Here is a 13,763-nt window from a genome sequence, read left to right as displayed (position 1 = left end):
AATTTTCGACGCAAATATGGGGGTTTAGTGGGTCAGTTTTGGATGCAAAACAACAATGGGTCCATAGCACGACAAGTTTCAACCAGGTAATCCACAAATTTCCGAACGTAAACAGGCATGTATTTATCTTTCAAAAACAGCAGACTAACGGGTTTAACTTCCATGCATTGCTCGACCGGCATTACCACCAAATCACCGTTATTCAGTTCATCAGCACACATGAATAACGGCAAACGCACCAACCCGAATCCTTGGGCAGCAAATTGTTTAGCCAACATAAATTCGTTCACGACAAGCTGTCGGCACTTTTGGAAAGGAATATCTTTTTCGTTGAGACCTGAGCTTTTCGTTACAAAAATATACGTGTGGTCACATAGATCCTCGCATTTTTGCGGCACACCATACTTTTGCAGATATTTAGGACTTGCAACTAAACCATAGTTTACCCCGCCAAGAGTGCGCGCAATCAACGAAGAGTCTTGTAATTCGCCCAACCTCACCGCCAAATCAAAACCGTCAGCCATAGAAAAATGGTGGCGATCACAGAGCGTTATATCTAATTTGATCCCTGGATTATTATCCATAAATTCCATGAAATAATTACACGTCAGTTTATTATTGAACTCGTAAGGAAGACCTATCTTTATACGGCCTTCAGATGAAATGCGGTGTTGTTGCACCATCGCATTTGCCATTTCTATTTGTTCGATAATATTGCTGCAGCTTTCGAAATAATCGATGCCCGCATCGGTAAGTTGAAAATTCCTGGTATTACGAGAAATTAGCGTAACGCCTAACTCTTCCTCCAATTGTGCCAATTTTCGACTTATGGTTTGTTTGCTAGTGCGAAGCTTTTTACTTGCAGCGGTAATACTTTTTAATACTGCAACATGATGAAAGACATAGATATCATTTAAATCGATTTGAGCGGCCATAGCTCCCTCCAAATAGTTAATTGCATTTGCCAATGTCGTAGCAGATATTCCCTTCATTTGCTAGTTTTCTAGAGCGTGCGATTACTCATCATTTACCAAGGCAATGCGCATGCCATGCATTGATTCTTCAAATCTAATCTGACATGCGAGTCGCGACTTGTCTATTTCGTAGTTGAGTGATTGAACTAAAGTATCCTCTTCGTAGCAGTCACGATCAGGTAACTGGGTAAACCAGGGTTCGTCAATATGTAAATGGCAGGTTCCGCATGTACCCGCCCCAGAGCAAATAGCGGCAACGTCAAACAAGTTGTCGCGTAAAATCTCCATTAGACTTTCACCAATCTGCGCAGCCACTTTAGTTTCATTATTCTGATGATCAACCACTGCGATGTAATTCATTCCTTTCTCCAAAAAATATAAAAAAAGCACCAATGAGGAGCAAAAAATTAACCTCGTTAGAGCACGAGAGCCTGTTAAATAATTATTGATAAGAATCATCGAACTGGATAAAACGTCGTGCTGGCGTAATAATTTCCGCTAGCTGCTGCATTTTTAGCAGAAGAACACAACCAATAATAGAGAGCGGCAGTATTACAACCGTTACTCTGTGTTCCATAAATGTTACATGATGCGTCCATCCTCAAGCATTACCATACGCCTCACATTAAGTATACGGCCTAGGCCGGCAAGATCTTGATGTGAACCAGGCGAATTTATTAGAAGGATACTGGAATGTTGAACTCATCAGATGCTCAAGGATTTTGTGGACGATATCATTTTTTCCGCTTGTTAATATGTGGAATATTCACCTTTATCAGCACTAATGCCAATGCACACGCCAAATGGTTTATAACTGACGCAAGCGAATTTAGCCGTCAAAGCTATCCCATTGATGCAATATCTATCACGATTTGTGCTTGCGCCGCAATTTTCATTTTAGTTTCTTATTGGCTCAATCGGTTGGCCTATCACAACATCCGCGTTAATCGAGCCCTCTATCAACCGCTCTTGCCCAATCAACTTAAATTGCAAGATGCAAGTTGGCCGGGTGCAACCTTGAAATTAGCAATTGCGGTCCTTTTGCTGAGCAATATTTTGCAAGGCGACTTCATCGCTCCGAATTTTGACACTGGTGGAGACCCGAAACCTTATCTACTCCTGCAAGCTGGTCTGTTGTTAATATTAACTATTAGTCAAACTATGTTCTCGATCAGCCTATTGGCTATTTGCAGTTTATTATTTTTTTTACTCCCACTGGAGAGCACAATTGATTATTTTCCAGAGCTGATCGCAATTGGCATTGCCCTTTATATGAATTCACCTGAGAAACGCAAGGATGTGTATTACTTAAAATTTGAAAATAGTCGTTATAAAATTTCAGGCGCTAATTTGGGGCTAGTTTGCTTACGCTTTGGGATTGGATTGCAGCTAATTATTTTGACCTTTCACGATAAGCTATTATCTCCTGCCTACGGCTTGGCGTTCCTTTCAGATTATCCATACATGAATTTCTTGCGAAACATCAATGCTTCATTTTCGCAAGATATCTATTTTATTTTTTGTGCAGGCATGGCGGAACTGTGTTTCGGAATTTTATTAGTTAGCAATATAGCGGCAAGACTTTCATTGGCATTGATCATATTTTTCTTCATGATTACGGGCTTTGTTCTCGATGCCAATGAGTTGCTCGGGCACCTACCCATTCTTGTAGCTGCAGGCATCTTATTTGTCTATTTACCAGAGGATTTGTGGGAACGCACAGATGAAGAGTTGGAATTATTAATTGAGTGACACTATTTGATAATTCACCTCCATGACAGTAGAGTCATGGAGGCTAAATTAACATTATGTGTTTAAATCTCTTGTCCCTACAGGTGATAATGTATTTATCGACTGTGTAGAAGCTTTACTAATTAAGGTTTCAAAATCCCACTGATCATAAGCATGGGTGCCGTAATGAAGCTCGCAAATTAATCCATTTGGATCAATTAAAAAATCTGCCGGCAGACCAAACATAGATTCATCTCCTGAGGGCATAAAGCGCAATGGTCGCATAATATTTTTTGCAACCCCCCAAAACGCTGCTGGCCATGAAAGTGGATTCAGGACAGACAATATCGATTTTTCCACTCCGAATTCATGGTAGAGCTTTTTCTTAGGATCCCCAATCAGAGCAAAAGGTATAGCGGACAAATTTTCCAGAATTTTTTCGTTTTCCGAATAGAAAACTATGACCTCTTTTATATTATTCGCGTCTAATTCTACTTTACGTGCCACCAATCTACCAATATGTACGTTACAAATCGGGCAGCCGGAGAAACGACGAAATTGCAAATGAATGAATTGCTTACCGTCAGGTATGGCCACTAGATTTCCATATATATCCGTCAGCGACCGTGGATTTATCTTTGACCCCTTCAACAATTTTTTCATAATTTTTCCCTTAGATTGAAACCCGATATGAAAATCGGTTTCTGACAATATGCATCACTGCGCTAGTTTTTTGCAAGCGCAGCAATAATTCGTTTCTGCGCGATGAATTTTAAGGAATATAGCGGTTGATTTCTCAGTACACTGTGTCCCAAATTCTAAAGCCGCACTGCTGAAATATATGGATATCATGCGCAACTGAGTTACCCCCGACTCAGTAAAATCAATTAAAGGATATAGTATGAAAACTCTGTCATTGTTGAAAAAACGTTTTATTAAGGAAGTGGCCGTAGCGAGCTTATTTTTAGTCTCTGGTACTGCAATGGCGTTTGATCTGGATACCGGTTACGCCCCCACAGAATTGATCATTCCGAACGCGTTTGAGTTGCTATCGGTAGATGTGAGCAAGAGTGGATCTGATGCGACTCTGGTTTTACGCCACACTGCTATGATCTCTAATGCCTGGTTTGATGCAGTTGCTCCATATCATCCAACACAAGTAGGTGTTTTCTCCAAAATTACGCAGCGCCGTACGGAGACTGGTAATCGCGAAAAAAACATCTCGGTAATTTATGCAGCCTATCGTGTACTTAGTAGCCTCGCGCCACATCGTCAAGCTCAATGGGATGGCATGCTTTTAAATTTAGGCCTGGATCCTACTGACGACAATATGAATCAAGACAATCCTATCGGTATTGGAAATATTGCTGGAATGGGAGTTGTGAAAAATCGTATCCAGGACGGCATGAATCAACTTGGTGATGCAGGTGGTGTTAAATACAACCGTAAGCCATATCGCGATTACACTGGCTACAAACCCGTCAATACTTTTCAGAAATTGAAAGATGCCGGACGTTGGCAGCCAGCCGAAGGAACCAATGGGTTCGGCAAATTTACTGTTCAACAATTTGCTACTCCGCAAATGGGGATAACAAAGGCTTACTCATTTAAGAAGGCCGATAGCTTTAACATTCCCGCGCCCTGGAAAAGTAATCCAAATAACTACAACGCTTACAAAGCGCAAGTTGATGAAGTTCTTAATATTTCAGCAAATTTGACTGATGAGCAAAAACTCATAGCAGAACTTTTTGATTATAAATTGCGAAGCTTGGGCTTTTCCGAAATTTTTGCGGCCAAGAAATTCCAACTTCCTTACATCAAAGCTGTACAAATGGCGTTTTTGAGCAACATGTCTGAATTCGACACCGCTATTGCAGTGTGGCATCAAAAAATTAAATACGATGCTGTTCGCCCGTGGTCAGCAATCAGTTATGTGTATGGTGATCGAAAAGTTACTGCTTGGGGTGGCCCAGGTAAGGGAACAGTCAATGATATCCCGGGTAAGCAATGGACAAGCTATTTGCCAGTTGCTGATCATGCTGAATATCCCTCTGGCTCAGCTGCATTCTGTGCTGCCCACTCTCTGGTGTTGTCACGTTTCCTCAATACCGATGAATTGGGATGGACCGTAGATTATAAAGCTGGCTCATCCACATACGAACCAGGCTTTACTCCACGCCATAATACTCAGCTGCAATTTACTACTTGGTCAGATCTACGTGAAAAATGTGGCTTGAGCCGTTTATATGCGGGTGTACATTTCCGTGACTCAATTGACGCCGGCTATTCAATTGGAGATCGGGTTGGTGAGAAGGCATATAACTTCCTCCAAAAGCACATCAACGGTAACGTTGCATCTTTGAGTGAATAGTTAGAATTTTTCATCTAAGGGAGGCCTGGCCTCCCTTTTTTTATGGTTGACTTATCTACTTTGGAGACTTGCGGATGAAACATTCAATCTGGAAAAAATACGTGCTTTTAACTTTGGGGTTTTTAATAACGAGTTCCCACCCATCTTTTGCTTCAACGGACAAACAGACGCGTATATCAGTAGCAGTAAAGCCCGGTCATGCGGTTACTGGGTGGAATCAACGACTGGGTGAAACTGTAGTTGAATTGCCGCTCGTGGGAGCGATGAGTTTTGCTATAAACGGTGTATGCGGTGATCAAACCTCATCGGCAATCGATGCCAACACTTCACTAAACGCACGGCTATGCACTCATGCCGACCCGTTGATTTACAAAGCTATTTTCAATGTGGATGTCACTGCCGAATTTCCTGGCAACCAAAATATTCCGCTTTCAGATTTCCCACAAATTTACACCAGTGACGGAAAAACCAAGGCATTAGAAAATGTAAAAACGGTAGGGTGGTTCCAAGCTTCCAACGGTGCGCATTCAAAAAACTATCGCGTAAAAGATTGGTTAAAGGCGAAGGGCGATATTCGATATGTTTGCACACCAGAAAAAAACTATTATGAAATAACGGCAACTAACTTGATCCCCGGGGGCCTTTACACTTTGTGGCTATTTTATTTTGATCAATTTAATTCCCCTCCACCTGCCGGTACTGGTGGTCTCCAACCGGATTTGGCTTTTGGAGGCTCATCGGCGAATGTGATGGTGGCAGATATGGATGGTAATTTACATACACGGCAGCGCATCAATTTCTGCCCACAGCGCTGGCCGGCTAGCGAGCAATACCAGCCTTTAAATTTACATTTAGTCTTACATCCGGAGGGGCGAGTTTACGGAACAGTTGCCGAGCAGCTTATGAAACCGCCCCATGACGGTGGCCCTGGCATAGTCGCAATTCCGCAACTGATGTTTACATTTCCAGTTACAGGCCAATGACATAACGAAAGGGCGTTAATCCAACCAGCAGCGACAAGTACCTTCCTGCTGGTTGCTATTACAAGGCCTACTCACGGCCAACGTCTAATGCTGAAATAAATAATCTCCTTCTTACATCTTCCGGTTTGGGAGCAACGCTGAACTCGGAAATACTGATGCTTCTTCGCGCATTAAGCGATTTCGGTATCTGTTCTAGAAATAATTCAATCAGCGATTAGCCAAACCAACCTATTGAAAATTTAGAACGCCGGAAATTTTTTCTTACACCTACTGCTTCAATCAATGTTCACGATTTATTTTCTATCCATACATAGCCAACACCGCGTACTGTTTTTATGGTGGTGGGCTTATCAGGATCGGGTTCGATTTTTTTGCGCATGCGGGTGATGCGGCTATCGATGGAGCGATCAAAGGGATCGGCATCGGTTTTATGGGCGAGTTCCAATAAATAATCGCGCGACAAAGGGCGGTTGGGATTTTGCAAAAACACCATGAGCAAATCGTATTCCATCGCTGTGAGCGGAATCTCCTCTTCACCTTCCCAGAGTTTGCGCGCATCAATATCCAATAAACATTTACCCACTTTTTTGCGCGCGTCTTGCACCGGTTGGCTATTTGCCGGCACTTCATTTTGGGTGCGGCGCAATACGCTGCGCACACGCGCCAGCAGGGAACGCAAATCAAAGGGTTTACTTACGTAATCATCGGCGCCCATTTCCAGGCCGATAATCATATCCACCTGCTCTGCCGCGGCGGTCACCATAATTACGCCCGCACGGGTATGCGCGCGCAGATAACGCGTTAGCGTGAAACCATCTTCACCGGGCATATTTAAATCGAGCAATACAATGTGCGGGGTAAAATCCGGCAAAAGCGCTTTTAATTCCTGTCCGTTCGCCGCCATTTTTACGTCAAAACCTTGCAGCGAAAAATAATCAGCCAGGGTTTCGCAAATATCCTACTCGTCATCGACAACAATCATTTTGTAATTAATGGTCATGGATGTTTTCTCCACTGTTAATGACCGATTGATCGGCATCTTGATTAGCGATAGGTTGATTGGCGATAGGCAGACACAAACTAAAACACGCGCCCATACCCGGTACCTCTTCATATTCGATACTGCCACCGTGGCTTTGGATAATACCGTTGCACACAGACAAGCCCAAACCTGTACCTACACCAACCGCTTTGGTAGTAAAAAAGGGTTCAAAAATTCGCGCGCGCAATTCAGGTTCTATACCTCTGCCGGAATCCATTACCTTGATACAAATCTGTTCGCCGTTATCTACCTGTGTGGAAACAATGCGGATAATTTTTTGCGGCCGATCTTGCAGCGCCTGCTGCGCATTGATAACCAAATTGCTAATAACCTGATGCAATTGGTTGTGGTCGGCCATCACCCCCAGCAATTGCTCACTCAATGCCAATTCAAGATTGATTTGTTGATTGCGCAGATTGAAATCAAGTAAATCGATAACATCCTGAATTACGCGATTTATATCGACCAGTTTGCGTTTGGGTGGCTGCTCGCGCGCCATGGATAAAAACGTCGAGACAATTTTTACGCAGCGCTCGGCGGCATTGGCAATTTTTTCGGCGCGTTTCAATACGCGCTCATCCTGTTCGGTTTCGCGCAGTAATTGCGATTGCCCCACCACAATGGTGAGCGGATTATTTAATTCGTGCGCAACACCCGCGAGCAAAGTTCCCATTGACGCCAGTTTTTCATTGCGCTGCAGCACTTCGCGCTGCTGGGCAATTTCGCGCTCGGCATTGCGCTGCGCGGTTAAATCGCGGATATAGGCGGTCACTAACCGGCGGCCAATTAAATCCACCTGCCGCAGTGTCAATTCAACCGGAAATTCACTCTTGTCTTTGCGTTTGGCCTGCAATTCCAAACGCTGCCCGAGCACGCGCGGCTCGCCGGTTTGGCTGTAGCGACGGAAGCCATCTTCATGGCGTGCACGGTTGGCATCGGGCACAATCAGCGCACCGATGGATTGTCCGAGCGCCTCGTCGCGACTGTAACCAAACATGGCCTCGGCAGCCTCATTAAATTCAATGGTAGAACCGCTTTCATCAATTGTGATCACCGCATCGAGCGATGCGGCAATCATCGCGCGGTGTAATTTGCTGCTGTTATTTTTTATCACCCGCGCCTGGTAAAACTGCCAACGCGCATGTTGCTCGATGGTATAACCGGCAAAAATTCCGATGACCGCATTGGAGAGCAGAAAAAAATTGTTGGAAATAATATCGGGCAGATGCAGCTCTTTATAAAACGCAATCAGGTTGTAGCAAAACATGATCACCGCCACCGTGCCGAGCGAATTCACAAAGCGTAAACCGACGATAAACAGTGTCCAGGTAATGCAGAGGTTAATGCCTGCGTAGTAATAGTGGCTGTATTGGTTGTCGGTAATCAGCAGCATGGCGAATATGCCGCAGGCGGCCACCATGCTCGAATAAAAAATAACAGGCTGGTGAATGCGCTTAAAAATCGGTTGGAAGGTGAGCCAAAATAACAGTGCAAAGAGCGCGCACACCACAGCGCGAATCCCCCACAGCTGCAGCATTTTTTCCGGCACTAATAAATAATCGAGAAAGGCGAAATTTAAATAGAGCGCAAACGCCAGCGCCAGCGCCATGCGCACTTGCCGCGCAATATTGTCGGCAAGATTCGCCGTGTATTCCTGCTCCAGCGCGGCATCCTTGAAACATAAACGGATAGAATCGAGCACTTGATAGCGCTGCTTGAACGCCAAAGAGCTGTAAGTGTCGATAAGTGAATCGTTCAATTAATACCCCTGATCCACCATTTCCTGTACCCGCGCCAGACCTTGCGCCACATCGGAGCCGGGCGCTGCAAACCGCAGGCCTTGCTGTACAAACATTTTGGCTTTTTCCGGCAGGGCTAGTTGCACATAACTTTGCGCGAGCACCAAATACAAATCAGCCGCACGGCGTTCAATACGCAGGCCACGCTCAGCGGTAGCGATAGCGCCCTGGTAATCCTGGGATAAATATTGTTGGCGTGCCTGTTTGGCAAGGCTCTGCGCAGCTGGATTGAGCGCTATCACTGGAACAGGTTTAGGTACAGCGCCCGGTTGTGGCTGCACTACCGCTGGCTCACCGGGTTTTACCACGCTAGTGGGTTTACTAATGACAGGAGCCGGGGTCTGTGGCTGATGGGTGCTGGTCGTGCAGCCGACAATTACAAGCACGCCTGCAAACACGCAGACGCGGGTCAGTAAATTAATCATGGATCACTCTGAATTCGGAGGTATGTGTATGCCGCGATTTATTCTGAATCTTTCGCGGCGGCCTTTAACAAGCGCGCCACTTCTTTCCACATATCGATGTAAGCGAGTGCCGCGCGGCTGCGCTGATTGTAGCTGGTTAGCGGGGCGCGGCGCAGCCCCATTTGCTCGACAGCGGAATCGTTGGGAATATAGGTTTTGAGCATGGGCACCGGCATTTTTTTGCTGTTTTCAACCGCCTCGCGATGCAAGCTCCGGCGCATGTCCACCTGGTTAAAAAAACCAACGATGCGCGTTGGCGCGGATTTTTTGCCATTCAAAAATTCCACTACTTGCTCCATCGCGCGGATCGACAGAGGGCTGGGAATCATCGGGATCAATAAAATATCCACTTCCAATAATAACTGCTCAACGCTGGGGGAGAGCGTGGGCGGAAAATCAAAGATGAGGATGTCAGCTTTTTCGCTCAGGGGTTTGAGTAGCTGCTTGAGGAATTTTTTGTCTTTGCTGAGTTCGTCGAATTCGCTGTCCAGACTGCGCAGGCTGAGATCCGCGGGAATCAGCGTCAGACCCGGATAGGGGCTGTACAACTCCATCTCGCCGATGGATTTGCCTTTGCTGAAGAGTTTAATCGCTTTGGTGGTGTCTGGTTCCTGTTGGCAAAACCAACTGGCGGCGGCTTGGGGGTCCAGATCCCAGAGGATCACATTCTTTTTTGCAGCGGCAGCCATATAGGCCATGTTGACTGCGGTTGTGGTTTTACCCACACCACCCTTGAGGTTATAGAAAGCGATTTTAATCATGACAATCCTATGCGTGTAATGAAGCCTGTTTTTATAGGGATGCAAAACAACCAGCCACCAAGTATTAACTTGTAGCATTTTTAAGCGAATCCTTCAAAATTTATACGTCATCGGGTGTGTAAAAACACGACTGTGTGCAACCCCAACTGCGACTGACTGCATATCCAAGCGCGATTGCCTGCTGAGGGGTACAATCGCCGCTCATTTTAGCGAGCAGCGGTTATGACCCAGATCCATCCCTACGAACAACTCACGCCCGATATGGTGCTGGATGCCATTGATAGTACCGGCTTCCTGACCGATGCCCGCATCCTTGCCCTCAATAGCTACGAGAACCGCGTTTACCAGGTGGGAATTGAAGGGGCGAGTCCGCTGATCGCCAAGTTTTATCGCCCCGAGCGCTGGAGCGATGCGCAGATCATCGAGGAACATGAGTTCACTCAAGCGTTGAAGGATTTGGAGATTTCTGTTGTACCACCGATGGCCAACGATGAAGGCAAGACGCTGCGTGAATTCCAGGGCTTTCGTTTTGCGCTCTACCTGCGCCAGGGCGGCCATGCACCAAACCTCGATGACTTTGATGCGCTGCTATCACTTGGCCGAACGCTCGGGCGTATTCACGCCCTTGGACAGGCGCGGCCGTTTGCGCATCGCCCGGCATTGGATATCCAGACCTTTGGGCGCGACAGCTATGATTTTTTAATGGCGAATGATTTTATCCCCGCCAGTTTGCGCGAATCCTATCGCACACTCGGGGCAGATTTATTGGCGCGCTGCGAAACCCTGTTTAGCCGCGTGGATTACACCCCCATCCGCCTGCATGGCGACTGCCACCCGGGTAATATTTTATGGCGCGAAGATGTACCGCATTTTGTTGATTTTGACGATGCGCGTATGGGCCCGGCGATCCAGGATTTGTGGATGCTGCTCTCGGGTGAGCGCGAGCAGCAGACGCTGCAACTCGCGGAAGTATTGGAAGGTTACCGCGAGTTTTGCGATTTTGATTTGGCCGAGTTGGCACTGATCGAGGCGCTGCGCAGCCTGCGTATCATGCATTACAGCGCCTGGCTGCCACGCCGCTGGACTGACCCAGCCTTCCCTCGCCACTTCCCCTGGTTTAATACCGAGCGCTATTGGGGCGAGCATATTCTGGAGTTGCGCGAACAGTTGGCCGCTATGAATGAACCGCCGCTGGTCATTTATTGAGGATTGCTTGTTGGAAATTCCGCTGCGACACCCAATAATGGCTCATCCATGCTGCTGTGTTTACCCGTTAATCTATTCCGTGAAAGGATCTGGCCATGAATGCCACCGTCACCGCCGCCACCCCAGCCCTCGTCGCCGATAGCCTGTGGGAATCCATCCGTCTGCAAACCCGCAAGCAGGCGGAGTCTGAGCCGGTGCTGGCCAGCTTCCTCTATTCCACCATCCTCAATCACGACACGCTTGAGGCGGCACTCAGTTTCCACCACGCCAACAAACTCGACAGCCCCGCCCTGCCCGCCATGCTGATCCGCGAAGTGATTGAAGAGGCGATGACATCCGACAAGACGATCGTTGAATCCGTACGCGCTGACTTGATGGCAGTGAGCGAGCGCGATTCTGCCTGCTGCTCGCTGGTGACGCCGCTGCTTTACTTCAAAGGTTTCCACGCATTGCAGGCCTACCGCGTCGCCCATTGGCTGTGGCGCCAAGGGCGCAACTCGCTTGCGCTATTTTTGCAGAACCGTATCTCGGCCGTGTTTGCAGTAGATATTCACCCCGCCGCCCAAATCGGCAAGGGCATCATGTTTGACCATGCCAGTGGCATAGTGATTGGTGGAAGCGCGTTGATTGGAGGTATGGTGTCCATCATGCAATCAGTCACCCTGGGCGGCACCGGTAAAGAAGCGGGCGACCGCCACCCGAAAGTACGCAAGGGCGTGTTGATTGGTGCCGGAGCCAAGATTCTCGGCAATATCACAGTGGGCGAGTGCGCCAAAATTGGTGCGGGCAGTGTGGTACTTAAAGATGTGCCCGCACGTGCCACAGTAGCGGGTGTACCGGCACAAATCATCGGTGAAACCCAGTGCAATCAACCTGCACGGGAAATGGATCACTTGATTCGCTAGTCACTTCCGGTGGGCGCTTTGTTATTAAGAACGACAAAGCGCCCCAAAATAAAACCACCGCACCAAAAAAGAACACGCTTTTGCCTCACCACGGCCGGGTGCCGCCGATATAACCGTTATTACGCCTTTGGTCTGATATTTGCTCCACAAATATCTCAAGACCGAGGAGAACCTGTCATGCAATACACTAAACCCATGATCGATTTGGTGTACGAAATTCGCCGCCGCGTAGACGCCGATATGAAGCCGAGCGTAAAAATGGCGAACCCGGAGATGCTGAGGGAATTAGCGGACTATCACCACCACACCAAGGACACGATTACCAGAACACTGATAAAAGAACTGCTTCATCTGGCGGGTGACGAGTGGCACCAGCTTGTCGAGCCCGCAAAAACAGAAATGACTAACACTACGGAAATCCCCAAACAGGTCGTCAAAGTCTATCGTGGGCAAACCATTTTGGTGGATGCACCCCATGCAGCCGAAGAGGGTATAGCACTGCGCGCGGCGTTGCTGGTATCAGATATTCCTCCAGCAGCAAAACCGGTGCGGATGTATCGCGGCCATCCGGTGCTCTGAACCATCAATGCTGGACGATTGACGGATTCAGAGCCACACTAAAAGTGTCGTCAGAAACCGTGCCGGGCGGCACCTGCCCGACACTCCAGATACTTTTTCAAGCTCCAGCAGCACCGGCAAATTCCCCGTTATGAACATAGTTTTGCACAGGCTCACTTTTCCTATCATGCTGGCGGCAATATTACTGGCCGCCAGAAGCGTGTATGCGCAGGCGCAAAGCACTGCCAGCATCGCAGTCCTTCCCGATATTCGTGAAGATTACCGTTTATTCCTGGGCGAGCGCCGCCCTGAAGAAGTCACTTACTACGGCGGCAACCATGCGCGCCGGGACGTGATAGAGCTCATCCTGATGCAACAAGCGCTGAAGCTCGGCGGCTTTTCTCAGCCACTAGGCTTCGTTGATGAAGAAAATTATTTCCGCAGCATCCGCAATGTAATTGATGGCAAAACCTTAACCATCAGCGGCACTATTTGGTACGAGGATTTAGCGGGGCAACAAGACCGGTTGCATATATCGCCACCGATTGTGATGAATGGGCAATTTATTGTAGGAATCTACACCTCACCACAAAATCAGTTAGCTCTGGCAAGTAAAAACCTCGCGCAACTTACCCAATTAAAAGTAGTTACCAGCAGCCAGTGGAAACCCGATTTACATACCTTGCAAAACTTGGGCTTTGACAAAATTATGTATACGCCTAATTGGGTCAACATGGCGCGCATGGTGAATGCGGGGCGCGTTGATATTGCGCTCTCACCCTTTGAAATGAATAAAGATAAGGAAATTATTGTTGAAGGTATTCGCCTGATTCCAATTGAAGGTGTAAAAATTGCGATTCAAGGCAGTCGCCATTGGCCAGTGAGCAAGAGCCATCCGCTTGGAGATGAGTTTTATGCGGCATTGGCAAGAGGAGTTGCACAAATGCGAAGAGACGGAACCATTGAACG

At 47.3% G+C, this 13,763-nt stretch carries 14 protein-coding genes; 7 read left to right on the top strand and 7 right to left on the bottom strand.

The features are described 5' to 3' along the window. Positions 1-32: 32 nt before the first annotated feature. A complete protein-coding gene (locus tag ACWA6V_RS07420; RefSeq protein ID WP_449521879.1) occupies positions 33-935 on the bottom strand; it encodes a LysR family transcriptional regulator in 903 nt (300 codons plus the stop codon). Positions 936-1,016: 81 nt separating this feature from the next. Next, positions 1,017-1,334: a 2Fe-2S iron-sulfur cluster-binding protein gene (locus ACWA6V_RS07415; RefSeq protein ID WP_449521878.1), complete on the bottom strand. Its 318-nt coding sequence runs from the start codon at positions 1,332-1,334 to the stop codon at positions 1,017-1,019. Between the two features lie 333 nt (positions 1,335-1,667). Between ACWA6V_RS07415 and ACWA6V_RS07410 the strand changes: the two genes are divergently transcribed. Then, the gene (locus ACWA6V_RS07410) at positions 1,668-2,726 is read left to right on the top strand and encodes a hypothetical protein (protein ID WP_449521877.1); all 1,059 of its coding nucleotides are present in this window, start codon (positions 1,668-1,670) and stop codon (positions 2,724-2,726) included. Between the two features lie 54 nt (positions 2,727-2,780). On the opposite strand, the gene ACWA6V_RS07405 is transcribed toward ACWA6V_RS07410, so the two are convergent. Continuing rightward, the gene (locus ACWA6V_RS07405; protein ID WP_449521876.1) at positions 2,781-3,368 is read right to left on the bottom strand and encodes a peroxiredoxin-like family protein; all 588 of its coding nucleotides are present in this window, start codon (positions 3,366-3,368) and stop codon (positions 2,781-2,783) included. A gap of 238 nt (positions 3,369-3,606) precedes the next feature. Between ACWA6V_RS07405 and ACWA6V_RS07400 the strand changes: the two genes are divergently transcribed. Next, the gene (locus tag ACWA6V_RS07400) at positions 3,607-5,076 is read left to right on the top strand and encodes a vanadium-dependent haloperoxidase (protein WP_449521875.1); all 1,470 of its coding nucleotides are present in this window, start codon (positions 3,607-3,609) and stop codon (positions 5,074-5,076) included. 74 nt (positions 5,077-5,150) lie between these two features. Beyond that, the gene (locus ACWA6V_RS07395) at positions 5,151-6,059 is read left to right on the top strand and encodes a hypothetical protein (RefSeq protein WP_449521874.1); all 909 of its coding nucleotides are present in this window, start codon (positions 5,151-5,153) and stop codon (positions 6,057-6,059) included. A 286-nt stretch (positions 6,060-6,345) separates the two neighbouring features. Here the strand turns inward: ACWA6V_RS07395 and ACWA6V_RS07390 are convergent, their stop codons facing one another. The 4 genes from ACWA6V_RS07390 to ACWA6V_RS07375 are packed head-to-tail and all read right to left on the bottom strand — an operon-like array spanning position 6,346 to position 10,125. Next, complete coding sequence (locus ACWA6V_RS07390) at positions 6,346-7,002, bottom strand: winged helix-turn-helix domain-containing protein (RefSeq protein WP_449521880.1); 657 nt, start codon at positions 7,000-7,002, stop codon at positions 6,346-6,348. A gap of 46 nt (positions 7,003-7,048) precedes the next feature. Then, positions 7,049-8,860 carry a two-component system sensor histidine kinase NtrB gene (locus ACWA6V_RS07385; protein WP_449521873.1) on the bottom strand — a complete coding sequence of 604 codons (1,812 nt, stop codon included), beginning with the start codon at positions 8,858-8,860 and terminating at the stop codon, positions 7,049-7,051. Continuing rightward, positions 8,861-9,325 carry a tetratricopeptide repeat protein gene (locus ACWA6V_RS07380; RefSeq protein WP_449521872.1) on the bottom strand — a complete coding sequence of 155 codons (465 nt, stop codon included), beginning with the start codon at positions 9,323-9,325 and terminating at the stop codon, positions 8,861-8,863. A gap of 38 nt (positions 9,326-9,363) precedes the next feature. Further along, positions 9,364-10,125, bottom strand: coding sequence for a ParA family protein (locus tag ACWA6V_RS07375; protein WP_449521871.1), 762 nt, complete (start codon positions 10,123-10,125; stop codon positions 9,364-9,366). A gap of 222 nt (positions 10,126-10,347) precedes the next feature. On the opposite strand from ACWA6V_RS07375, the gene ACWA6V_RS07370 reads away from it, so the two are divergent. The 4 genes from ACWA6V_RS07370 to ACWA6V_RS07355 all read left to right on the top strand — a co-directional run. Next, positions 10,348-11,331: a serine/threonine protein kinase gene (locus ACWA6V_RS07370; protein ID WP_449521870.1), complete on the top strand. Its 984-nt coding sequence runs from the start codon at positions 10,348-10,350 to the stop codon at positions 11,329-11,331. Between the two features lie 95 nt (positions 11,332-11,426). Then, entirely contained in the window at positions 11,427-12,236 is an 810-nt protein-coding gene (gene cysE / locus ACWA6V_RS07365; protein WP_449521869.1) for a serine O-acetyltransferase, read from the top strand. A gap of 177 nt (positions 12,237-12,413) precedes the next feature. Next, a complete protein-coding gene (locus ACWA6V_RS07360) occupies positions 12,414-12,815 on the top strand; it encodes a hypothetical protein (RefSeq protein ID WP_449521868.1) in 402 nt (133 codons plus the stop codon). A gap of 130 nt (positions 12,816-12,945) precedes the next feature. Then, the coding region (locus ACWA6V_RS07355; protein WP_449521867.1) for a hypothetical protein at positions 12,946-13,763 on the top strand (818 nt) is incomplete at its 3' end.

Source organism: Cellvibrio sp., assembly GCF_053579595.1.
This window is presented reverse-complemented; position numbering and strand designations above follow the sequence as displayed.

Bases quoted from the DNA above. Each gene is read 5' to 3' on its own strand.
- ACWA6V_RS07420 (WP_449521879.1), bottom strand. From the start codon at position 935: ATGGCCGCTCAAATCGATTTAAATGATATCTATGTCTTTCATCATGTT.
- ACWA6V_RS07360 (WP_449521868.1), top strand. From the start codon at position 12,414: ATGCAATACACTAAACCCATGATCGATTTGGTGTACGAAATTCGCCGC.
- ACWA6V_RS07415 (WP_449521878.1), bottom strand. From the start codon at position 1,334: ATGAATTACATCGCAGTGGTTGATCATCAGAATAATGAAACTAAAGTG.
- ACWA6V_RS07370 (WP_449521870.1), top strand. From the start codon at position 10,348: ATGACCCAGATCCATCCCTACGAACAACTCACGCCCGATATGGTGCTG.
- ACWA6V_RS07400 (WP_449521875.1), top strand. From the start codon at position 3,607: ATGAAAACTCTGTCATTGTTGAAAAAACGTTTTATTAAGGAAGTGGCC.
- cysE (WP_449521869.1), top strand. From the start codon at position 11,427: ATGAATGCCACCGTCACCGCCGCCACCCCAGCCCTCGTCGCCGATAGC.
- ACWA6V_RS07375 (WP_449521871.1), bottom strand. From the start codon at position 10,125: ATGATTAAAATCGCTTTCTATAACCTCAAGGGTGGTGTGGGTAAAACC.
- ACWA6V_RS07405 (WP_449521876.1), bottom strand. From the start codon at position 3,368: ATGAAAAAATTGTTGAAGGGGTCAAAGATAAATCCACGGTCGCTGACG.
- ACWA6V_RS07395 (WP_449521874.1), top strand. From the start codon at position 5,151: ATGAAACATTCAATCTGGAAAAAATACGTGCTTTTAACTTTGGGGTTT.
- ACWA6V_RS07410 (WP_449521877.1), top strand. From the start codon at position 1,668: ATGTTGAACTCATCAGATGCTCAAGGATTTTGTGGACGATATCATTTT.
- ACWA6V_RS07380 (WP_449521872.1), bottom strand. From the start codon at position 9,325: ATGATTAATTTACTGACCCGCGTCTGCGTGTTTGCAGGCGTGCTTGTA.